This is a genomic window from Pedobacter sp. ISL-64 (assembly GCF_018613605.1).
In the GTDB taxonomy this organism is placed as follows: Bacteria; Bacteroidota; Bacteroidia; order Sphingobacteriales; family Sphingobacteriaceae; genus Pedobacter.
The window spans coordinates 257707-279828 of the sequence record NZ_JAGGPU010000020.1; the positions used below are offsets into that span (position 1 = coordinate 257707).

General features: G+C 38.0%; 19 protein-coding genes. 10 read left to right on the plus strand and 9 right to left on the minus strand.

Features of this window, described 5'->3' with window-relative positions; all coding sequences use genetic code 11:
* The first annotated feature begins 221 nt into the window (after nt 1–221).
* On the plus strand, nt 222–1553 hold the full coding sequence (gene lat, locus J7E57_RS22320) for an L-lysine 6-transaminase (protein WP_215130768.1): 1332 nt from the start codon (nt 222–224) through the stop codon (nt 1551–1553).
* 2 nt (nt 1554–1555) lie between these two features.
* The gene (locus J7E57_RS22325) at nt 1556–1960 is read left to right on the plus strand and encodes a hypothetical protein (protein WP_215130766.1); all 405 of its coding nucleotides are present in this window, start codon (nt 1556–1558) and stop codon (nt 1958–1960) included.
* A gap of 936 nt (nt 1961–2896) precedes the next feature.
* Here J7E57_RS22325 and J7E57_RS22330 read toward each other — a convergent pair.
* From J7E57_RS22330 to J7E57_RS22345, 4 genes are all read right to left on the minus strand, one after another.
* On the minus strand, nt 2897–4258 hold the full coding sequence (locus tag J7E57_RS22330) for an acyl-CoA dehydrogenase family protein (RefSeq protein WP_215130764.1): 1362 nt from the start codon (nt 4256–4258) through the stop codon (nt 2897–2899).
* Between the two features lie 171 nt (nt 4259–4429).
* Nucleotides 4430–5146, minus strand: a complete 717-nt coding sequence (bshB1, locus tag J7E57_RS22335) for a bacillithiol biosynthesis deacetylase BshB1 (protein ID WP_215130762.1) — start codon at nt 5144–5146, stop codon at nt 4430–4432.
* A 7-nt stretch (nt 5147–5153) separates the two neighbouring features.
* Entirely contained in the window at nt 5154–5666 is a 513-nt protein-coding gene (locus tag J7E57_RS22340; RefSeq protein WP_215130759.1) for a glutathione peroxidase, read from the minus strand.
* Between the two features lie 5 nt (nt 5667–5671).
* The gene (locus J7E57_RS22345; RefSeq protein WP_057933640.1) at nt 5672–6286 is read right to left on the minus strand and encodes a DUF4294 domain-containing protein; all 615 of its coding nucleotides are present in this window, start codon (nt 6284–6286) and stop codon (nt 5672–5674) included.
* 109 nt (nt 6287–6395) lie between these two features.
* On the opposite strand from J7E57_RS22345, the gene J7E57_RS22350 reads away from it, so the two are divergent.
* The 4 genes from J7E57_RS22350 (at nt 6396) to J7E57_RS22365 (ending at nt 12109) form a co-directional block, all read left to right on the plus strand.
* Complete coding sequence (locus J7E57_RS22350) at nt 6396–8603, plus strand: RelA/SpoT family protein (RefSeq protein ID WP_055906427.1); 2208 nt, start codon at nt 6396–6398, stop codon at nt 8601–8603.
* 153 nt (nt 8604–8756) lie between these two features.
* Nucleotides 8757–9254, plus strand: a complete 498-nt coding sequence (locus tag J7E57_RS22355; RefSeq protein ID WP_215130757.1) for a Fur family transcriptional regulator — start codon at nt 8757–8759, stop codon at nt 9252–9254.
* Between the two features lie 38 nt (nt 9255–9292).
* A complete protein-coding gene (locus J7E57_RS22360; protein WP_215130755.1) occupies nt 9293–10573 on the plus strand; it encodes an adenylosuccinate synthase in 1281 nt (426 codons plus the stop codon).
* A 279-nt stretch (nt 10574–10852) separates the two neighbouring features.
* A complete protein-coding gene (locus tag J7E57_RS22365; RefSeq protein ID WP_215130746.1) occupies nt 10853–12109 on the plus strand; it encodes an anthranilate synthase component I family protein in 1257 nt (418 codons plus the stop codon).
* A 277-nt stretch (nt 12110–12386) separates the two neighbouring features.
* Here J7E57_RS22365 and J7E57_RS22370 read toward each other — a convergent pair whose 3' ends face one another.
* From J7E57_RS22370 to J7E57_RS22385, 4 genes are all read right to left on the minus strand, one after another.
* Nucleotides 12387–13193, minus strand: coding sequence for a M48 family metallopeptidase (locus J7E57_RS22370; protein ID WP_215130744.1), 807 nt, complete (start codon nt 13191–13193; stop codon nt 12387–12389).
* Nucleotides 13194–13288: 95 nt separating this feature from the next.
* On the minus strand, nt 13289–13936 hold the full coding sequence (gene plsY / locus J7E57_RS22375) for a glycerol-3-phosphate 1-O-acyltransferase PlsY (RefSeq protein ID WP_029279402.1): 648 nt from the start codon (nt 13934–13936) through the stop codon (nt 13289–13291).
* Nucleotides 13937–13985: 49 nt separating this feature from the next.
* Nucleotides 13986–14828: a carboxylating nicotinate-nucleotide diphosphorylase gene (gene nadC, locus J7E57_RS22380; protein ID WP_215130742.1), complete on the minus strand. Its 843-nt coding sequence runs from the start codon at nt 14826–14828 to the stop codon at nt 13986–13988.
* A gap of 160 nt (nt 14829–14988) precedes the next feature.
* Complete coding sequence (locus tag J7E57_RS22385; protein ID WP_215130740.1) at nt 14989–15387, minus strand: DUF4783 domain-containing protein; 399 nt, start codon at nt 15385–15387, stop codon at nt 14989–14991.
* 173 nt (nt 15388–15560) lie between these two features.
* On the opposite strand from J7E57_RS22385, the gene gpmI reads away from it, so the two are divergent.
* Nucleotides 15561–17084 (plus strand): 2,3-bisphosphoglycerate-independent phosphoglycerate mutase, encoded by a 1524-nt coding sequence (gpmI, locus tag J7E57_RS22390; protein ID WP_215130738.1) that lies wholly within the window; start codon nt 15561–15563, stop codon nt 17082–17084.
* Nucleotides 17084–17614: a hypothetical protein gene (locus J7E57_RS22395; protein WP_215130736.1), complete on the plus strand. Its 531-nt coding sequence runs from the start codon at nt 17084–17086 to the stop codon at nt 17612–17614. The genes gpmI and J7E57_RS22395 overlap by 1 nt, the downstream gene beginning before the upstream one ends.
* A gap of 54 nt (nt 17615–17668) precedes the next feature.
* Here the strand turns inward: J7E57_RS22395 and J7E57_RS22400 are convergent, their stop codons facing one another.
* On the minus strand, nt 17669–18289 hold the full coding sequence (locus J7E57_RS22400) for a tetratricopeptide repeat protein (RefSeq protein WP_215130734.1): 621 nt from the start codon (nt 18287–18289) through the stop codon (nt 17669–17671).
* Between the two features lie 316 nt (nt 18290–18605).
* Here J7E57_RS22400 and lon point away from each other — a divergent pair, with 316 nt between their 5' ends.
* The gene (gene lon / locus J7E57_RS22405; protein WP_215130732.1) at nt 18606–21077 is read left to right on the plus strand and encodes an endopeptidase La; all 2472 of its coding nucleotides are present in this window, start codon (nt 18606–18608) and stop codon (nt 21075–21077) included.
* 83 nt (nt 21078–21160) lie between these two features.
* Complete coding sequence (locus J7E57_RS22410) at nt 21161–22111, plus strand: lipid A deacylase LpxR family protein (RefSeq protein ID WP_215130730.1); 951 nt, start codon at nt 21161–21163, stop codon at nt 22109–22111.
* The last annotated feature ends 11 nt before the right edge of the window (nt 22112–22122 follow it).

Genomic DNA, 22122 nt, shown 5'->3' on the forward strand with positions numbered 1-22122 from the left:
TTAAAACCCATAGATAGTTCATATTTATTTAGATTTAATTTGCTTCGCAATAAGAATTTTCGAAAAAAGTTTTCCACATCTGTGAAGTCCGAAACGCGATTTTGTCTATAATCATACTTTAAACTGTTTAAACCTATTTTTTAAGTAAAGTGCACAAAAAGTGCTTAAATTTTGATTTTAGGCACATTTAACTAAATTTGGATTATACCAAAACCAAGTTTATGTATCAATTAACAGTACCTGCAGATCGCGTTAACGAATCGTTAAGTAAGCACATTTTGGCCGATGGTTTCGACCTGACTTATGATATGGAAAAAAGTCATGGTGCTTACATTTACGATGCTAAACACAACAGAACTTTACTCGATTTTTTCACTTGTTTTGCTTCCGTTCCTTTAGGATATAACCACCCTAAAATGATCAATGATGAAGCGTTTAAAAAAAATCTTCTCCTCGCTGCATTAGCCAATCCATCGAACTCTGATGTTTACACCCAGCAGTATGCACAGTTTGTTGAAACATTTTCCAAAGTCGGTATTCCGGCTTACCTGCCGCATGCTTTTTTTATTGCAGGTGGAGGCTTAGCAGTAGAAAATGCAATTAAGGTAGCCATGGATTGGAAAGTTCAGAAAAATTTTACGAAGGGATATACTGAAGAAAAAGGTTTTAAGGTTTTACACTTCGAAAGGGCTTTTCATGGCAGAACGGGCTATACTTTAAGCTTAACCAATACCCTACCCGATAAAACCAAGTGGTTTGCCAAATTCGATTGGCCAAGAGTGGCTGTTCCGGAAGTTAAATTTCCGCTTTCAGGAAATAATTTAAGTCATGCCATTCAAACCGAAGAAACATCTTTAGCGCAGATCAAAAAAGCCTTTGCAGATAATAAAGACGATATCTGTGCTATAATTGTAGAGCCAATCCAATCTGAAGGTGGAGATAACCACCTGCGTGAAGAATTTTTGATCCAACTTAAGGCCTTGGCCGATGAAAATGATGCCTTTTTGATTTATGATGAAGTACAGACCGGCGTTGGCTTAACAGGTAAATTCTGGTGCCATCAACATTTTAGTGAAAAAGCTCGACCAGATATCATCGCTTTTGGAAAAAAAATGCAGGTTTGTGGTATCCTTGTCGGTAATAAGGTAGACGAAATTGAAACCAATGTATTTAAAGTGCCAAGCCGTATTAACTCAACGTGGGGAGGCAATTTGGTTGATATGGTTCGTTCAACGCAGATTTTACAAATTGTAGAAGAAGATCAGCTTTGTGAAAATGCAGCAAAGGTAGGTGTGTACTTAAGAGATCAACTAGAAAACCTATCGCATAAATTTGATCAAATGACAAATGTTCGTGGAAGAGGTTTGTTGTGTTCTTTTGATTTCCCGACAAAAGAAATGCGCAATGCATTTATTAGCAAAGGATTGGAAAACAATGTGATGTTTTTGGGCTGTGGCGAAAAAACGATACGCTTTCGTCCGGCACTTTGCATTGAGCAAAAACATATTGACGAAGGCTTGACGGTTATGGAAAAAATATTGCCTTTATTGTAGGCATGAATAAAAAATGGTTAGTTTATTTCTTAGTTGCAGGTATTTTAGCATTGATCTTTTTCATGGTTAAGGCTGTTTTTGATCAGCCTGGGATTGAGGACATGAAAGCTGGTTTTAAAGAAGTTGCCAAGTATAGAAATGCAAACAATACTGGTCCGGTACAGCGCATTTATGTAGTTACGGTTAAAGATTCGGTATGGAAAGAAATGGAAGATTATGGCAATTTAATGCCCCATACCAAATACGGCAATACGAAAGTTTACTTTTTCATGCAGGCTAATAATGTGCCGAAAACTTTGCAACCTGGCGAAGTAAACTTCGATCCTCAGTTTAACAAAAACTGTGTTGCTTTATTTGAAAAAAGTGCAATGAGCCAAACAGCGTTTAATAAAAATCCGTATAAATAGAAGGGTAAAACTCGAAAGGGATATCCCAAAAATATTTAGTTCTTATTGATTTGGAAATGAAGGGTTCTGTGCATTTGGCATTTTCAGTCCCGCTTTCCCTCCTGCTAATTTGAAGGAAATTAGCATCCGTTCCAATCGGGTTTACGCTCAAAGTTAGTGCCTTGAAAAGGACCGTTGTTCAATAAACCTGACAGCCGCGGCAGCCCCGATTTAAGCACCGGTTTATGTTACATTTTGGTGTACTTGCTTGTTTCACAGGTTTCTATCGGGCTACAGCGAATGGCAGGACTGCAGCACCTATGAAATGCTGACATTCATTTCAAAAAAAACACTAAGAAATTCGTCATTGCGAGGCACGAAGCAATCTTAATGCGTTCGCTACTAGCGATAGTTGTAAGATTGCTTCGTCGGCTGAAAAAGCCTTCTCGCAATGACGATCGCCTTATAATTCTACTGCCGTTTATATTGATTTATCCTTAATATTAAACTACTATAAACACTTCATCCATATTTTCACCGATGATTTGGAAATGGATGTTTCTGCGCTTTTGGCATTTTCAGTCCTGCTTTTCCTCCTGCTAATTTGAAGGAAATTAGCATCCGTTCCAATCGGGTTTATGCTCAAAGTTAGTGCCTTGAAAAGGACTGTTGTTCAATAAACCTGACAGCAGCGGCAGCCCCGATTTAAGCACCGGTTTATGTTACATTTTGGTGTGCTTGCTTGTTTCACAGGTTTCTATCGGGCTACAGCGAATGGCAGGACTGCAGCACCTATGAAATGCTGACATTCGTTTCCTAACCTAAAAAATCCGTTATTTATTATTACTATGAGTCTTCGACTACGCTCAAACTGGCAAGCAACTAATTACCCCAGCTCAAAACTAACGAAGTTCCCAAATAGCTCTTACCCTTTCAAACTTCGTGAGTTCCCGCCACCTAAACGAAAGCCGAAAATCCCGTTATGGCCCTACCTACAATCAGCGTATTAATTTCTTTTGTACCTTCGTACGAATAAATTGCTTCAGCATCGGCCACAAAACGCGCTACATTATATTCCAATAAAATGCCGTTTCCACCCATTACCTCACGGGCCTTGCTTACCACATCGCGTGTACGCAACGAACAGAATACCTTGGCTAACGAAGCATGCTCATCTTTCAATAAACCCTGATCCTGCAATTGTGACAACCTAAAACATAATGTTTGCATGGCCGTTAAATTTGACAACATCTCAACCAAATGGTTTTGAATCAATTGAAAAGATGCAATAGGTTTACCAAACTGTTTTCGGGTGCGGGTATAATCCAGTGCGTTTTCGTAAGCACCACGGGCACAGCCAACAGCCTGCCAGGCCACCCCTGCCCTTGTCATTTGCAATACCTTTGCTGTATCTTTAAATGAGTTTGCATTTTGTAAGCGATCGGCTTCTTCTACTTCACAATTGGTTAAAGTGATAATTCCATTCTGCACAATCCTGAGGGCCATTTTATCCTGCATCTTTTCTACCGCAAAACCCGGATTATCCTTTTTTACAATAAAACCCTTCACTTCTCCACTTTCTTCATCTCGTGCCCAAATAATTAAGATATCGGCAAAAGTGGCATTGCCGATCCATTTTTTCTGACCATTTAATACCCATCTGCCATCTATTTTTTTGCAGGTTGTAGTGAGTCCTCCAGCAGCAGCAGAGCCCACTTCGGGTTCAGTTAGCCCAAATGCACCGATAATTTTAAATTGCTGCATCAGTGGTAACCATTGCTGTTTTTGTTCCTCTGAGCCACATAAATAGATCGATCCCATCGCCAAGCCACTCTGTACACCAAAAAAAGTGGAAATTGAGGTATCTATCCGCGCCATTTCCATCGCTAAAATCCCTTCCATCAAATTCGATTTCCCCGGACAGCCATAACCTTTATACGTTAAACCACAGATATTAAGCTCAGCAAGTTTTGGGATAATTTCGAAAGGAAATTCGGCTTTGTTCCAGTAATGGTTTACAATGGGTTTTACTTCTTTTTCTAAAAAAGCACGCACTTTTAACTGGAGTTCGCGATCCTCATCTTTGAGTGCTTCGTCGCCCAAATGGTAAAAATCACCTTCAATTAGTGGTAATTCTCGCTTTTTACCCGATCCACCCATCATTTTCATCATCCCCTGAATCTGTTTATCATCCAGGTTGGATATGGTTTCGACCATTTTGGGTAAATCGACTTTTTTCGATAAAGCTTCTAACTTATCGAAATCTACATGTTTAAAAAGATTGTACGCATTTTTGAGAGAAGAGAATATATTCGCCATTATTATTCGTTTTGAGAATAACAAACGAAGGGCGGTTTTGTTGGACTGTCAAAATAACCGCAATGGGCGCTAAGTTTTTCGCTAAGGAAAAGAAAGAGAAATCTTGGTAAGACAAATCCCTACAGCTTTGCGTACTTTGCGGAACACTTCTTTTCTTTGCGGTTAAAAAATTTACCTTAAATCAAACAAACTATCAACACCCAACAATTTTCTTGAGGTAAAGCCCTCGCCAAAAGTGGTACCGATGCTTTTACCAAATTCTCTGGAACGGCCAATTACGCTTTCAAAAAATTCTGGTGAAGAAATATAGGTTTGCAAGCCATCTACATCAGGATTATAAAACTGGGTTTTAAAGGCCTTAATCGATTCAATTTTCTTATCCATGTGGTCAGATATATCCACAATGATATCAGGTTTTAAGTACCTGTCTTGAATATATTGCAATAATAATCTTGGGCGGTGCGCTTCTTGTTTAACGCCATCTAACGATGTTTCTATTTTTGGCAAGCCTGATAAAAAAACCGAATCATACACCAAATCGCCCGCACGTCCATGATCAGGGTGACGGTCTTCTAGCGCATTGCTTAAAATAATTTCTGGTTGGTATTTCCTGATGGCTTTAATTACTTCTAATCGGTGAAATTCATCATTCTGAAAAAAGCCATCCCTCATTCTCAAATTTTCGCGCACATGTAAACCTAAAATTTTCGCAGAGTCTGCGGCCTCTTCATCTCTTGTTTCTGCAGTACCACGCGTACCCAGCTCGCCTCTGGTTAAATCTACAATTCCAACTTTTTTACCAAGGGCAATATGTTTTAAAATAGTACCTGAACAGCAAAGCTCTGCATCATCAGGATGCACGGCTATAACTAAAATATCTAACTTCATGATGTAATTATTGGGTATTTTGGCTCAGCAGTTGCTGAATTTTCTTTTTAATTTTCGAACTCAATGGCTTGGTGAAGGGTAAGAAATAATCTTCCAACTCGCCATTTTTGTTCACGATATATTTATGAAAGTTCCAACGGGGTTTCGAACTTAATTTTGAGTTTTGTTTTTTATCTCTCAGAAATTGATAAAGCGGGTGGGCATGTGCACCACGTACCATAATCTTATCAAAAACCGGAAATTTTACACCATGATTAACCTCACAGAAAGATGCAATATCAGATCCATTAAGCGGTTCCTGCTTTCCAAAATCGTTGGTCGGAAAACCCAAAATTTCAAAATCAGGGCTATTAATCTCGTCTTTTAACTGCTGTAATTCTTTCAATTGTGGCGTAAAACCACATTCGGAGGCTGTATTTACAATTAAAACAACTTTGTTGCGGTAGGCTGATAACGGCTGCTCTTCGCCATTAATTTTTTTAACCTTAAATGAATAAATATTCGGAATGCGTTCCTGCATTATAGTTATTGATAAAATCCTGAAGTACGGATAATAGATTCTATATCCCTATCTTCATTCGGATCGTAAGTGCTTTTTAAATTATGTCCTACCACACGGGCCACAATCTGATAAGAAAATGCAGCGAAACCGCCTTTGGTCTGCTTGACAATATCATACGTTGTTCTGCCCACCTCACGGTCGATCAGCTTCGTTAAAATCTGACCTTGAGTAATGGTTAATTCTTTTATTTCGCGGTTAAACATGTCTTTAATTTCTTTATCACATTGTTTAACCAGCTGTTTCTGTTCCTTTTTCTCAGGCGTTCGGGCAATATCCTGCTCTAATTGTTCGTATCTACGTTTTGCAAACAGTGCATATGGCATCACTTTTAATACGTTATACCTTAAGCGATTATAGGCGGCCTGTTCTGCCGGCGATTTCCATATCCTTGCGGCATAAATAGATACGTCGTTAAGCTGCATCCACGGAATCATTACACCATTATCATTTGTTGAGGCTACTCTTATCGTATCGCTTTTACCCAATTTAGGGAATATTGGCGCAGCAGGATCCTGAGCCCGTAGCGAAATGCTACAAATCATTACAATACAAAGAAAAAAGAGCCCTTTAATTTTCATAAATTTATACTTTTACAAAGTTAGGTGTTATTTCATATATTAGGTGTTTCACAAAACTAATATAAGTTTTATTCATAAATAAGACGCAATTTTTACGCAAAAAATACAAATGAAAACAGAGTTAGTGATTGATTTAGAGGCGGAAAAGCAAGAAATTCTAAAAAGATATAGGGCATTACTACGGGCAAGCAAATCTACTTTACAAAAGGGCGATAAAAAAGAAATCAGGAAAGCTTTTGATATGGCACTGGAAAGCCATAAAGATATGCGCCGAAAGTCTGGAGAACCCTACATCTACCACCCTATCGCTGTAGCGCAGATTGCTGCTGAAGAAATTGGCTTAGGAACAACCTCTATAGTATGTGCCTTGCTACACGATGTGGTAGAAGATACCGATATCACTTTAGAAGATATTGAACGCGAATTTGGCAAGAAAACCGCTAAAATTATCGACGGTTTAACCAAAATATCCGGCGTTTTCGATACCAATAGCTCTTTACAGGCCGAAAATTTCCGTAAAATGCTACTTACCCTGGCAGATGATGTGAGGGTAATCCTGATCAAACTTGCCGATCGTTTGCACAACATGCGTACAATGGATTTTATGCCCCGCCACAAGCAGCTTAAAATCGCTTCAGAAACCATTTATTTATACGCTCCATTGGCCCATAGATTGGGTTTGTATGCCATAAAATCAGAGTTGGAAGATCTTTCGATGAAATATCTTGATCCTGATACTTACAAATTCATTGCAAAAAAATTAAACGAGAAAAAAGCTGAACGTGCGCTTTTCATCAAAAAATTCGTCGAACCGATTGATGAAATTGTTCACGAACAAGGTTTAGTAGCCGATGTTTACGGCAGGCCCAAATCAATCCACTCCATCTGGAACAAGATGAAAAAGAAAAATATTCCTTTCGAAGAGGTTTACGATCTTTTTGCCATCCGGATTATTTTGGACTCTGCGCCTGAAAATGAAAAGGCAGATTGCTGGAAAGCGTATTCTATTGTTACCGATTTATACCGCCCAAATCCGGATCGTTTACGCGATTGGGTTTCCTCACCAAAAGGAAATGGCTACGAAAGTTTGCACACTACGGTAATGGGACCTCGCGGACAATGGGTTGAGGTACAGATCCGTACACAACGCATGAATGAAATTGCAGAGAAAGGTTTTGCTGCACACTGGAAATACAAAGAATCGAGTAATGATAATGGTCTGGATCAGTGGATCCAGAAAGTTCGCGAAATGCTGAGCAACCCGGAAGCCAACGCTTTAGACTTCCTGGACGATTTCAAGATGAACCTTTTCTCGGATGAAATTTTTATTTTCACGCCAAAAGGCGCCTTGATACAGTTGCCATTAGGCGCTACCGCATTAGATTTTGCTTTCGAGATCCATACCGATGTAGGTGCAACCTGTATAGGCGCTAAAGTGAATCACAAACTGGTCCCTATTTCGTATAAGCTTCAAAATGGCGATCAGGTGGAGATTATCACCTCAAGCAAACAAACACCTAAAGAAGATTGGCTAAATGTGGTGGTTACTGCCAAAGCTAAATCGAAAATTAAATCATCTTTAAAAGAAGAAAAGCGGAAAATTGCCGAAAATGGCAAGGAAATCCTAGAAAGAAAGCTGAAATCATTAAAAATCACTTATAATACCGATAACCTACAAAAGCTAAGTTATTTCTTTAAACTGCCTTCTACACAAGAGCTTTTTGTTAATGTTGCTTTAGGAAAAATCGAACTGAAAGATATAAAAGAGTATCTATCGAGTGAGAAAGAAGTTGAAAACCGCGGACCAGAACGTCCTGAAAATCTTTCAGTTGACGGAATCAAGAGTAAAATTAAAGGAGGAGAATCTGATATTTTATTGATTGGTGAAGATATGCAGCGCATTGATTATACACTCGCTGCCTGTTGTAATCCTATTCCCGGCGATGATGTTTTTGGTTTTATTACCGTGAGCGAAGGCATTAAAATACACCGGACCAACTGCCCTAACGCTGCGCAGCTAATGGCCAATTATGGTTATCGCGTGGTGAAAGCCAAATGGAACAAACAGCAGGAATTAACTTTCTTAACCGGCTTACGCATTGTAGGCATTGATGATGTAGGTTTGATCAATAACATCACCAGGGTTATTTCTACCGATTTTAAAGTAAATATGAGATCAATTACTGTGGATACTAACGAAGGGATTTTTGATGGTTCGATTATGATTTTCGTAAACGATACCGAGCACCTGGAAAACCTGATTAAAAATTTATTAAAAGTTAGAGGTGTTACAGGAGTAACGAGGTTTGACGCATAGTTAGTCCAAAGTCTTGAGTCCGAAGTCCTAAGTCGTATGGCTATAGACTTTGGACTCAGGACTTTCGACTTCAGACTAATCTTACAACATTTCAACAATCAAACACTATAACAATCAAACAATTTACCTACCTTTGAATGGAGTTTAAAAACTATGTCTGAACAAAAAACAAATGAGCTCGTTCGCAAGATTTTTGAGGCTTATTTAGAAAACAAAAATCTACGTAAAACACCAGAGCGTTTCGCTATATTGGAAGAAATATATTCAAGAAACGACCACTTTGATGTAGAAACCCTTTATATCCACATGAAAAACCAAAAGTACCGCGTAAGTCGTGCTACGGTTTATAACACATTGGAGTTGTTGGTTTCATGCGATTTAGTTACCAAACACCAGTTTGGTAAAAATATGGCACAATTCGAAAAATCTTATGGTTACCGCCAGCACGATCACGTAATTTGTATCGAATGTGGTAAAGTAGTAGAATTCTGCGATCCACGAATCCACCAGATCCAAACCATGGTTGGTGATCTTTTAAAATTTGATGTGAAACACCATTCGTTAAACCTTTATGGCTTCTGCTCTGATTGCAGTATGGCCAGAAAAGTAAACGAAAGCGCAGCAACAGCCACAAAAATTGTAGAAAATTAAATCAAAATACAAATAAAACCAGCTTAATTTATTAAATAATGACGCAAGTAGATGTACTTCTCGGCCTGCAATGGGGTGATGAAGGAAAGGGAAAAATCGTTGATGTACTAAGTCCAAAATATGATCTTATTGCCCGTTTTCAGGGTGGCCCAAATGCCGGACATACTTTAGAGTTCGATGGCAAAAAATTCGTTTTAAACACAATCCCTTCAGGAATTTTTAACGAAAAAACCATGAATCTTATTGGTAATGGTGTAGTAATCGACCCTATTATCCTAAAAAGAGAGTTAGATAATTTAAAAAAAGCTGGTCATGATCCTGTTGCCGATGGCAAATTGGTAATTGCCCGTAAAGCACACTTAATTTTACCAACCCACCAATTATTGGATGCTGCAAACGAAGCACGCATGGGTAAAAATAAAATTGGATCGACCTTAAAAGGTATTGGTCCAACTTATATGGATAAAACTGGCCGTAACGGTTTACGCGTTGGTGATACTACGCTACCTGATTTCAAAGATCGTTATGCCAAATTGGTAGAAAAACATACTGAAATCCTTTCTCATTACGAAGGTTTCGAATATGAATTAGCGGAGAAAGAAGCATCATTCTTTGAAGCAATCGAATTCTTAAAAACCATTCCTCATGTTGATAGTGAACATTATGTGAATGGCTTCTTAAAAGAAGGAAAAGCGGTTTTAGCAGAAGGTGCTCAAGGAACGTTATTGGACGTAGATTTCGGTTCATACCCTTTTGTAACTTCTAGTAACACTACAACTGCAGGTGCCTGTACTGGTTTGGGTATTGCGCCTAATAAAGTGGGCGCTGTTTATGGTATCTTCAAAGCATATTGCACACGTGTTGGTGGCGGTCCTTTCCCTACCGAATTAGATAATGAAGTTGGCGAAAATTTACGCGCTTTAGGTCACGAGTTTGGCGCAACTACAGGTCGTGCCCGTCGTTGTGGCTGGATTGATCTTCCTGCATTAAAATATGCCATCATGTTAAACGGGGTAACCGAATTAATTATGATGAAAGCTGATGTTTTGGATACTTTCGATACCATTTATGCTTGTACCCACTACGAATACAATGGTGAAACGATTGATTATATGCCATACGACATCATTTCAATCGAGCCAAAACCAGTATTGAAAGCAATTGATGGTTGGGCTACTGATGTAACTAAAATTACTTCTGTAAATGAAATCCCATCTAAATTAACTGATTACATTGCTTTCTTAGAAAAAGAATTAGAAGTGCCGATCAAATTCCTTTCTGTAGGACCAGATAGAGCACAAACTTTGGAATTACGTTAATATAAGATTCGTCATGCTGAATTTAGTTCAGCGTCTATATGTTCGTAAACTGATAGCCCCTGAAATAAATCCGATAGTTACCGGATCAGGGTGACGGCTCATAAAAGAAAAGCAACCTGCAATCAGGTTGCTTTTTTTATAGGTTTCAACTTTGTGCTTACGCTAGTTTTTAACGAGCGTATAATATCAAATCGTTTGCAAACGATTTTAAACTATATTCAACGATTCTATGATAAGTATCTTTCCACTTATGTAGCGTTTAGTTACCTTTGCCGCAACTTGAAAACCTCACAAAACATATCCCATTTTAAACAAAAAGCATTGCACTGGGCCAACCAGTTCGAGGTGTGTTGTTTTTTAGATTCAAACGATTACAAAGATGCTTATTCAGCGTACGATTTCATTATCGCTGCTGGTGCGCATCATGAACTAAAATGCACGTCAGGCAATGCGTTTGATCAACTAAAAAGCTTTTACTCGTTACATAAGCAGTGGGTTTTTGGCTTTTTCAGCTACGATTTAAAAAACGAAATCGAAGACCTTCAATCTAATAATTCGGACCATTTAAATTTCCCAGATCTATACTTTTTTGTTCCAAAGTACCTAATCGCCTTTAAAGATGGCAAGGCGGAGGTTTTGCTTGGTCATCCTTCCATTTTAGCAGATATCGAATCCTTTCAGCTTCCGGCAAAAAAACAATCGAAAGCGATAACAATAGCACAAAGATTATCAAAAGATCAATATATCCATAAGGTAGAGGCTTTAAGAGATCATATTATTCGTGGCGATATTTATGAAGTTAATTTTTGTCAGGAGTTTTTCGCTGAAAATATAGAAATAGATCCGGCTCAAACTTTCGAGGTGTTAAACCAGGTTTCTCCTACCCCATTTGCTGGTTATTTTAAAATTCAGGGTAAATATATTCTATCTGCTACTCCGGAACGTTTTATGTGCAAACGTGGATCGAAGCTCACCTCACAACCTATAAAGGGCACTGCAAAAAGAAGTTCTGATCTAGCAGAAGATGAAGCCATAAAGCTGCAACTCAGGAATGATATTAAAGAGCAGGCAGAAAATGTAATGATTGTTGATCTGGTACGCCACGACCTCACTAAATCGGCCGTTAAGGGTTCTGTCACTGTTGATGAATTATTTGGCATCTACAGCTTCCCACAGGTCCATCAAATGATTTCTACCATTAGCTGTGAACTAAATCCAGCGATTCACTTTATCGACGCCATTAAAAATGCATTTCCAATGGGCTCTATGACAGGTGCACCAAAGGTTAAAGCAATGAAATTAATTGAAGAATATGAAGTAACCAAAAGAGGTCTTTATTCCGGTTCCTTTGGCTGCATCAGTCCAGATGGTGATTTCGATTTTAATGTGGTTATCCGGAGTATTTTGTACAATGCTGAATCTAGCTATTTATCCTTTCAGGTTGGAGGAGCCATTACTTATCAAAGTGATTCTTCATTAGAATATGAAGAATGTTTGTTAAAGGCCAGCGCAATTTTGGAGGTGTTAGGTAATTAGATGATTGGCTATTGGTTTGGTTGTTCATTTGCATGGTTTGTCATTCTGAACGCAGTGAAGAATCTTTTTATTTCCTTTTGTAGCCTTAAATAACATCTTTCTACTCTAGTTGTAGCGTCTCGCTACTCGACTTAATAATATCCTTAACCCAAATAAAATGGTCTTAGCGAGACGCGAAGACCGGATAAGAGTAAAAAAGGTCTTAGCGAGAGGCTAAGACCAGATAAGGTGGGAAATTCTGCCTCATGCAAAAACCCTCCACCTTAAACCCCTAAACCTATTTCTTATAATACTGTTGCGCTTCAGGTAAATATTTTTGGATCTGTGCAATACGTGTTGCATCGCTTGGGTGGGTACTTAAAAATTCAGCTGGTTTCTGCGCCCCTGCAGATGCCGCCGACATTCTATTCCAGAAAGCAGTGGCATTTTGTGGATTGTATCCGGCCATGGCCATAAAAATCAAGCCTAAACGGTCGGCTTCTAATTCTTGATTGCGACTGAATTTTAACATCGCCACTGGTGTACCCACACCATAAAGCGTATTAAAAATAGATTGAGTTTTTGGGTTTTTAGATAATGCAACACCTGCTGCTGCACCAATACCCTGAGCAACCATTTCCTGCGACATCCGTTCTGCAGAGTGACCTGCAATGGCGTGGGCAATCTCATGGCCCATTACGGTGGCCAAACCTGCATCGTCTTGTGTTATGGGTAAAATACCCGTATAAACCACAATCTTCCCTCCTGGCATACACCAGGCATTTTTCTCGTTGTTCTGTACCACATTAACCTCCCACTGGTAATCTGCAATCAAGTTACCATAATTATTACTGTTCATGTACGATTTTACAGCCGTAATTAATCTACTGCCAACGGTTTTAACTTTCAAAGCCTGCGCATTCGAGGCTGGTAAAACGGTAGTTTTATTCTCCGTTAAAAAGGTGCTGTAAGCTTGGAATGCCATTGGCAAAACCTGGTCGTTACTCACTAAATCAAATCGACTACGGCCTGTTAAAGGAACGGTAGAACAGGAGTTAAATAGTAATATCCCAGCAACACTTGCTGTTAAAAATAACTTTTTCATAATTGCGATTTTAAATGATAGTAAATACTGGTAAGCAAAACCGTAGATTAAACAGTAAGCCTATAAATAAGTTTTAATGAAATGTGCTTTGTTAATTAATTAGTTTTCTTCCTAAACAAATACACTTTAGATTCTTTGCCTTTCAGCAATCTTTCGAGGTTTTTTTGGTGCGTAACTAAGATTAAAATGCAAACCACCATGCCATAAAGCACTTCAGATTTGATGGAAACCTGAAACAAAAAAACTACACTGAGCGGAAAAGTAAATCCTGCACAAATGGAGCTTAATGAAACATATTTAGTTAACAACAACACAACCACAAAAACCAGAACACAAAGCATAGATGCTTCGAAGTTAACTGCCAAAATCATTCCAAAAAGTGTAGCAACACCTTTTCCGCCTCTAAAACCTGCAAAAACAGGAAATAAATGCCCCATTACTGCGGTTACACCGAGTGCAAGTTGATAATTGACAAAAACAACTGAATTTTGTGGCCCGGTTACCGACATGCCGATCAGATAGGCCAGATTGGTTGCGGTATAACCTTTTGCAATATCGATGATCATTACAGCAATTCCGGCTTTTTTGCCCAATACCCTAAAGGTATTGGTTGCGCCAGCGTTGCCACTTCCATACTCTCTTACATCAACCCCATAAAAGGCCTGACCAAGCCATACAGCTGTTGGTATAGATCCAAAAAGGTAGGCAATTAATAACGCGCTGAGAGAATAAACCGTAACCATAGCCTACAATGATACAAAAAATAAGCTTTTAATTTTATAGCAAATCACTTTAGTATGCTTTTAAACTCATATCCAGGCTTTTCACAGAGTGTGTAAGCGCGCCCATCGAAATAAAATCTACTCCGCAAGCAGCATATTCGGCAACATTCTCTTCAGTAATCCCTCCGGAAGCCTCCGTAATGAATTTACCGTCGATTAATTTAACCGCAGCCCTTAAGTTTTCGAAACTGAAATTATCAAGCATAATACGGTCTACACCGCCAATAGCCAAAACTTGAGATAACTCTTCCAAGTTCCGTACTTCAATTTCGATCTGAAGTGATTTATTTTGATCTATTAAATATTTTTGAGCAGCTGTAATGGCGTTTGAAATCCCTCCTGCATAGTCTACATGATTATCCTTTATTAAGATCATATCATATAAACCAATGCGGTGATTTACACCTCCTCCTATCCTTACTGCCCATTTTTCTAAATAGCGAAGCCCTGGAGTGGTTTTACGGGTATCTAAAATTTTGGTTTTAGTTGTTTTCAATAAAGAAACAATCCGATGGGTTTTAGTAGCAATGCCACTCATGCGTTGCATACAGTTTAAAACCAAACGCTCCGCAATTAAAATAGCATGTGTACTTCCAGAAACGGTTAAGGCAATATCGCCTACTTTTACCGCTACACCATCCTGCAACAGTACATCAACCTTTAAAGTATCATCAACTTCCTTAAAAATCTCAAGAGCCAGTTCAATTCCAGCCAAAACACCATCTTCTTTGATAATCAGTTTTGCTTTTCCCTGCGTTCCGAGTGGAATTGTTGACAGTGAAGTATGATCACCATCACCAACATCTTCGGCAAGGGCATTTTTTATGAATTGATGTATAAGTTGAGTATCCAAAATGTAGATTTTATGCCGCAAAAATAAGAAATATTTGTTAGCAGACAATTTAATGAAGCGTTAAAGTGATTTGTTAACATCAGAAGTTTTTAGCCTCCGCGACTTATGAAGTTGGCACAGGCATAGTGATGGCATAACTTCGGAAGTACTGCTTAGCCAATTAATCCTTTGCCGGTTCGATCCTTAATTCAGTAATCGAAAAGCTGGTATTGAATTTTTTCATGGTAATAGAAACCCTGAAGGTTTCTTTGGTGGTACTTAGAATAATTACGCCAAAACGATAATTTGGATTCGTATTAATTTTATGAAAAATACTTGTTTTTATTGGCGGATGTTTAACAAAAAAATCTCTTAAAATCTGTTCACCCTGTGCTTTTGAGTATACATCTTCCTCATCAACTATAATAAGTTCAATAGTTGAGGCGAAACTTTTCGCAATTTCTTTTGAGTTGCCAGCCTTAAAATACGAGGATAAATCATCAATAATATCTGCCTGAAGAGCTGTAGGGTGATATAATGATGACAAACTAATAATGAGTAAAAATAAGCTCCGGATCATTTCTGTATTTTATACAGAACCCTATAGCTAAAATTATGCCATTAGCGTATCAAAAAAAGGATTTCTTCATTTGTATAAGCATCAATAAAGTTATATTTGCCATATAAACAAAACACTAAAACATGTTATACATGAAAATGTTTTAATGTGGATCAATAAATTTTACAATAAAAATGGTAAACGATAAAAAACTCGCGCTTATAATTCTAGATGGCTGGGGCTACGGAAAACAAGATAATTCTGATGCTGCATATGCCGCCAACACTCCTTTTTTCGATTCGTTATTACAGAAATACCCTAATTCTAAGCTTGAAGCATCTGGTGAAGCAGTGGGTCTACCAGCCGGGCAGATGGGAAACTCAGAAGTTGGGCACATGAACTTAGGCGCAGGTAGGGTAGTTTACCAGGAGCTTGGAAGAATCAACAAATCGATTACCGATAGAGAATTGCACAGCAATCCGGTTTTGGTGAGTGCATTCGATTATGCTAAGCAGCATAACAAAGCGGTTCACTTCATCGGCCTGGTATCAAACGGCGGTGTGCATGCGCATATCGAACATTTAAAAGCTTTATGTGATGCCGCAAATGAAGCAAACGTACCAAACACTTTTGTTCATGCTTTTTTAGATGGCCGCGATACTGATCCAAACTCCGGCCTGGGCTTTATCACTGACCTGGAAAACCATATCCAAAACACCAATGCTAAATTGGCTACCATGGTTGGCCGTTATTATGCAATGGACCGCGATAACCGCTGGGAGCGGGTTAAACAAGCTTACGATGTAATGGTAAACGGTATTGGCGAAAAAACCCAGGATGCTTTAGCAGCAATCAAAAAATCATATACCGATGGCGTAACTGATGAGTTTTTAAAACCAATCGTTTTAACGCAGGATAATGGTGCACCAGTTGCTACGATTCAAAATGATGATGTAGTAATCTGTTTTAATTTCCGTACCGATAGAGGTCGTGAAATCACCACTGCATTAACGCAAAAAGATTTCCCAGAACAGCAGATGCATAAACTGCCATTGTATTATGTTACCATGACTACTTACGATGAGCGTTTTGAAAAGGTAAATGTAATTTTCACCAAAGATGATTTAACCCAAACCATTGGCGAAGTACTGGCCAACAACAATAAAAATCAGATCCGTATTGCGGAAACTGAGAAATACCCACATGTAACCTTCTTCTTCTCGGGCGGAAGGGAAGCTGAATTTAAAAACGAAAAACGCCTTTTAATTCCTTCACCAAAAGTAGCCACCTATGATCTTCAACCAGAAATGAGTGCCGCGGGGATTACAGACGCCATTACCAAAGAAATGGAAACCGGATGGGCTGATTTTATTTGCTTAAATTTTGCCAATCCGGATATGGTTGGCCACACAGGTGTTTTTGAAGCTGTAATAAAAGCAGTAGAAACTGCAGACAAATGTGCAGAAACTGTGGTAAACAAAGGTTTGGAACATGGTTATTCGTTTATTCTTTTGGCCGATCATGGAAACTCTGAATTTATGGTAAATGGAGATGGTTCTGCCAATACTGCGCATACCACCAACCTGGTTCCTTGTATTTTAATTGATAAGGACTATAAAACCATTGCAGATGGTAAATTAGGCGACATTGCCCCTACTATTCTAAAAATATTAGGTGTCGCCATTCCAGCAGAAATGACAGGAAATGTTTTAGTATAATGGTTAAAAAACTTCATATCCTGGTATTTGCTTTGGCATTGTTTTCCTGCAACCAGCGAAAAGAAGCTGAAGCAAATACTGATTTACTGTATTTCGATATAAAAGGGTATTTTGGAAAAGAAATTTCGCGCTTACAAAGGCTAAATCCTATTGTAAATAAAACCGTTAGTGTAAATGAGACAGCCGAAAACAAAACAGCTAAAATTGCTGACTGGGCAAAAGAATTAGCTATTTTCGTTAACGCCGACATTAATAAAACATCGTGGAAAGGAAGTTTTAAAACAAAAGAACAAAATGGCGTAGATATTTATACTTCCGATAATAAAAAAATCCCTGTTAAAAAGGTTTCTATAACCTGGGACGGTCAGAAAGCAGGTAAAATAGAGATCATTATCGATAATAAAAATATCTTATACCAATCTCAGGATACTTTAACTTACTGCCCAGATAGCTTATACGCAATCAAAAAACAACAAAAAATCAGATTGCTAAAGGAAAAAAAGTATTCAGTTATTGGAAAACTGAAATAATAAAAAATGGGACTCGAAAATATTCAAGTCCCATTTTTCTTTAGAGGTTATATTTTATTTTAGGCTTGTAATCTGCGCCTTATCGTAGGTTACCCAATCAATAATATCTTTTCTTAATGGCTGCAAGGTTAATACCTTCTGAAAATCAGCGATAGAGTTATTAAACAAAGCTACACAAGCTGCTTTTTCTTCTTTTTTCTTGGCTTTAAAAGATCTGAAAATTGCATAATCTTTGTAAGCTAAACCACGGTTCTGAAACATCTGCGCATCTTCATCACCATTAATTTCAATGGCTTTTGTAAAATCTTTGAGAGATGCCAAATAAAAGTTTTCGCGCATGGTATTTAATGATTCTTTAGGGTCGTTAGCAATTTTTAACCTTGCTATACCACGATAATAATAAGCAGAAACCTCAGTAGGTTTAATGTTTAATAACCGGCTGTAAGTGGCAATACATTTCTCGTATTCGCGATTTTGAAAATAAGAATACCCAAGCATCTGGAGCACATTTGCATTATCAGGAGTTTTAGTATCAGCTTTTTCTAATTGTATAGCGGCAGTTTTATAATCACCTTTCATCATAGCCTGCATGCTTCTTTCGTAACTGCTTTGTGCGAAACTACTAGTTGATGTAAAAATAATTAATCCTAAAATTGCCTTTTTAAAATAGTTCATGTATGAGTAATAAGTTTAACAAATCTAACGCCTAACCAATTTATAGGAGAAATTTTTTGCAATATAATCCTATTCTGATAATTTAAAAGTTTTTAATTTTCTTACATTCAAAACCAAATGCCCTAAACATTAGCTTAAACGCTAAAATATGCTTTATATGATATTGGCGAAAATATTTATATTACTCTGCCTTTTTAACATAAGATTAATATTATTTTCACTTTGGCACAAGAGTTGAATTTATTAAGTTAATACCAAAATTAAACAAAGTGAATACGATTAAACTGCCAGTTTGTCGTTAGCGGAAAATGTGATAATGAGTAAACAAGATATATTTGATTTCCATACAGCAATGCCAATCATAAATGAGGATACCGAATTTTTTCCCTTAATGTCTCAACAAGACGAAGAGGAAATGAATAATGAGGAAACGCCCGAAACGTTGGCCATATTGCCTTTGCGAAACACAGTTTTATTTCCAGGAGTAGTTATTCCTATAACGGTTGGAAGAGATAAATCAATTAAGTTAATTAAGGAAGCGTACAAAGGAAATAAGATTATTGGGGTTGTTTCTCAAAAAGACGTTTCCATTGAAGACCCTACTTTTGAGCAGCTTAACACGGTTGGTACGGTTGCAAACATCATAAAGCTGTTGCAGATGCCTGATGGAAATACTACCGTAATTATCCAGGGTAAACAACGTTTCAGCTTAATTGAAGAGGTGCAGAACGAACCTTACATTAAAGCCGTTGTTAAAAAATTTGAAGAACAAAAGCACAAAGCAGATAAAGAGTTTAAAACATTAATCGCTTCTATCCGCGAAATGTCTGCTCAGATTATCCAGCTATCACCAAATATTCCAAGTGAAGCCAGTATTGCGCTTAAGAACATCGAGAGCAATTCATTTTTGATCAATTTCATTTCATCAAATATGAATGCCGAAATGGCCGATAAGCAAAAAATCCTTGAAATGGATAAATTGCAGGAAAGAGCGCAAAAGGTAATGGAGCTTTTAATGGTCGAACTGCAGATGCTGGAACTGAGAAATCAGATCCAATCAAAAGTACGTACCGATTTAGACAAGCAACAACGTGATTATTTTTTAAATCAACAGCTAAAAACCATTCAGGAAGAATTGGGAGGCAGCTCTGCCGATTTAGAATTCGATGCTTTACAAGAAAAAGCCAAGAAGAAAAAATGGGCAAAAGCAGTTGCCGAACATTTTGATAAGGAGCTAGATAAGCTGGGCAGAATGAACCCTGCTGCACCGGATTACTCTGTTCAGTTAAATTATTTGGAACTTCTTTTAGATTTACCCTGGAGCGAGTTTACGAAAGATAATTTCGACCTAAAAAGAGCACAACGTATCTTAGATAAAGATCACTTTGGTTTAGAAAAAGTTAAGCAACGTATTATAGAATACTTAGCAGTATTAAAATTAAAGCGCAATATGAAAGCGCCGATTTTATGTTTGGTCGGCCCTCCGGGAGTTGGTAAAACATCTTTAGGAAAATCGATTGCGAAAGCATTAGGTCGTAAGTATGTACGTATGGCTTTAGGCGGTATCCGCGATGAAGCAGAAATCCGTGGTCACCGTAAAACTTACATCGGTGCAATGCCAGGGCGTATCATTTCGTCTATTAAAAAAGCTGGAGCAGATAATCCTGTTTTTGTTTTGGATGAGATTGATAAAGTAGGAACCGACCATCGCGGCGATCCGTCATCAGCTTTGCTTGAAGTATTAGATCCTGAGCAAAACAGCGCCTTCTACGATCATTATGTAGAAATGGACTACGATTTATCCAACATCCTGTTTATTGCAACAGCAAACTCTTTAAGTACCATTCAACCTGCTTTGTTAGATCGTATGGAGATTATTGAAGTAAATGGATATACGATTGAAGAGAAAATAGAAATCGCTAAAAAATACCTGTTGCCTAAACAGAAAGAAAACCATGGTTTACAAACCAAGGATATTAACTTAAAAACTCCACTGATCGAAAAAGTAATTGAAGATTATACCAGAGAATCAGGCGTACGTGGTTTGGAGAAAAAAATAGGTTCTTTGGTACGTGGTGTGGCCACCAAAATTGCGATGGAAGAAACCTACGATTCAAATTTAAGCAATGATGATGTAGAGCGCATTTTAGGTGCCCCAATTTACGATAAAGACTTATACGAAGGCAATGAAGTGGCTGGAGTAGTAACAGGTTTAGCCTGGACAAGCGTAGGGGGCGATATTTTATTCATCGAATCGAGTTTAAGCCCAGGAAAAGGAAAATTAACCTTAACAGGTAACCTTGGTGATGTAATGAAAGAATCGGCGGTTATCGCGCTAGCATATTTACGTGCCCACGCAGCCGAATTTGATATAGACTACAGTTTATTTGACAATTGGGATGTTCACGTTCACGTGCCTGCAGGTGCTACACCAAAAGACGGACCTTCGGCCGGGGTAACGATGCTTACCGCCCTAACGTCGGCATTTACACAACGTAAGGTAAAACAGCATTTAGCTATGACTGGTGAGATTACTTTACGGGGAAAAGTACTTCCGGTTGGTGGTATCAAAGAAAAGATCCTAGCTGCAAAAAGAGCAAACATTAAAGAAATTATCCTTTGCAAAAGCAACCGTAAGGATATTTTAGAGATTAAAGAAAGTTACATCAAGGATTTAAAATTTCATTATGTATCCGAAATGAGTGAAGTAATTGAGTTGGCTTTAACCAAAAACAAGGTTAAAAAACCTTTAGATTTAAGTGTTAAAATTGCACCGATTGTAAACTAATTGCTAATTCTTTTGGATTAACAATCAAAAATCCAATAACAATAAATACTTTTATAGCCCAGGTAAATTGCCTGGGCTTTTTTATGAGATCATTTTTATTCACTATAGTTTTTTGTTTGGTTGTTTCAACCAGTTTCGCTCAATCTTTTAAAAACGAATTCGGTTTTAAAACCGAAAACGACGCTTATTTGGCTACTTTAAACGATCGGTATTATACCAACGGATTATTTATCTACTTCCGCCATGCCATCAATACGGAAAAGCTATCAGATAAAATAGAGAAAAAGACCTATGAAATTTCTGCCGGACAGAAAATGTATACGTCTTATTGGGGCCAAGTTCCTAACAAGGAAGACCAGGACAGGCCTTTTGCAGGTTATCTTTATGCAGGCGGTGCATATTCTGTTTTCTATAAAAATGAGAGCGTTTTAAAAACCAGTGTAGAATTGGGAACGGTTGGTCCTAACTCACTTGCCCAAACAGCACAACGTTTCCTACATAAAACCGTAGGTTTTTATACCCCTGCAGGTTGGGATTACCAGATTAAAAATGAACTGGCCGTAAACCTTGCCGCAAATTATAGCAAGTTACTTTTTAGACCTGAAGATCCCATTGTGGATATTAGTGCCCAGGGTTATGCCAACTTAGGAACAACTTTTTCGGGTTTGGGTGCATCGGTGCTTTTTAGGGCCGGTAAACTAAATCAATTGTTCAACAGTGCTTATCACAACGCGGTGATCGGAAATTCAAAAACCAAAAGCTTAAACAGCTCGGAATTTTTCTTTTACGTAAAACCACAGCTAAACTTTGTTGCCTACGATGCCACTATACAGGGAAGTCTTTTTAATGACAACAGTCCATTAACTTTTGGCGTAAAACCGATTGTTTTTGAGCAACAGTTTGGTGTAAATTATAGCTCAAAAAGATTTACTGCCGATTTCAATATCATTTTTAAAACCAAAGAAGTTAAAAGTGTGGCTAAAGCACAGAATTACGGTGGTTTGAGTTTGTATTATCGGTTTGGGAAGAGTTAGAATAATCGGTT

What these genes read in the sequence shown, in the direction of transcription:
- lat (WP_215130768.1), top strand. Translation starts at nt 222, where the DNA reads ATGTATCAATTAACAGTACCTGCAGATCGCGTTAACGAATCGTTAAGT.
- J7E57_RS22325 (WP_215130766.1), top strand. Translation starts at nt 1,556, where the DNA reads ATGAATAAAAAATGGTTAGTTTATTTCTTAGTTGCAGGTATTTTAGCA.
- J7E57_RS22330 (WP_215130764.1), bottom strand. Translation starts at nt 4,258, where the DNA reads ATGGCGAATATATTCTCTTCTCTCAAAAATGCGTACAATCTTTTTAAA.
- bshB1 (WP_215130762.1), bottom strand. Translation starts at nt 5,146, where the DNA reads ATGAAGTTAGATATTTTAGTTATAGCCGTGCATCCTGATGATGCAGAG.
- J7E57_RS22340 (WP_215130759.1), bottom strand. Translation starts at nt 5,666, where the DNA reads ATGCAGGAACGCATTCCGAATATTTATTCATTTAAGGTTAAAAAAATT.
- J7E57_RS22345 (WP_057933640.1), bottom strand. Translation starts at nt 6,286, where the DNA reads ATGAAAATTAAAGGGCTCTTTTTTCTTTGTATTGTAATGATTTGTAGC.
- J7E57_RS22350 (WP_055906427.1), top strand. Translation starts at nt 6,396, where the DNA reads ATGAAAACAGAGTTAGTGATTGATTTAGAGGCGGAAAAGCAAGAAATT.
- J7E57_RS22355 (WP_215130757.1), top strand. Translation starts at nt 8,757, where the DNA reads ATGTCTGAACAAAAAACAAATGAGCTCGTTCGCAAGATTTTTGAGGCT.
- J7E57_RS22360 (WP_215130755.1), top strand. Translation starts at nt 9,293, where the DNA reads ATGACGCAAGTAGATGTACTTCTCGGCCTGCAATGGGGTGATGAAGGA.
- J7E57_RS22370 (WP_215130744.1), bottom strand. Translation starts at nt 13,193, where the DNA reads ATGAAAAAGTTATTTTTAACAGCAAGTGTTGCTGGGATATTACTATTT.
- plsY (WP_029279402.1), bottom strand. Translation starts at nt 13,936, where the DNA reads ATGGTTACGGTTTATTCTCTCAGCGCGTTATTAATTGCCTACCTTTTT.
- J7E57_RS22385 (WP_215130740.1), bottom strand. Translation starts at nt 15,387, where the DNA reads ATGATCCGGAGCTTATTTTTACTCATTATTAGTTTGTCATCATTATAT.
- gpmI (WP_215130738.1), top strand. Translation starts at nt 15,561, where the DNA reads ATGGTAAACGATAAAAAACTCGCGCTTATAATTCTAGATGGCTGGGGC.
- J7E57_RS22395 (WP_215130736.1), top strand. Translation starts at nt 17,084, where the DNA reads ATGGTTAAAAAACTTCATATCCTGGTATTTGCTTTGGCATTGTTTTCC.
- J7E57_RS22400 (WP_215130734.1), bottom strand. Translation starts at nt 18,289, where the DNA reads ATGAACTATTTTAAAAAGGCAATTTTAGGATTAATTATTTTTACATCA.
- lon (WP_215130732.1), top strand. Translation starts at nt 18,606, where the DNA reads ATGAGTAAACAAGATATATTTGATTTCCATACAGCAATGCCAATCATA.
- J7E57_RS22410 (WP_215130730.1), top strand. Translation starts at nt 21,161, where the DNA reads ATGAGATCATTTTTATTCACTATAGTTTTTTGTTTGGTTGTTTCAACC.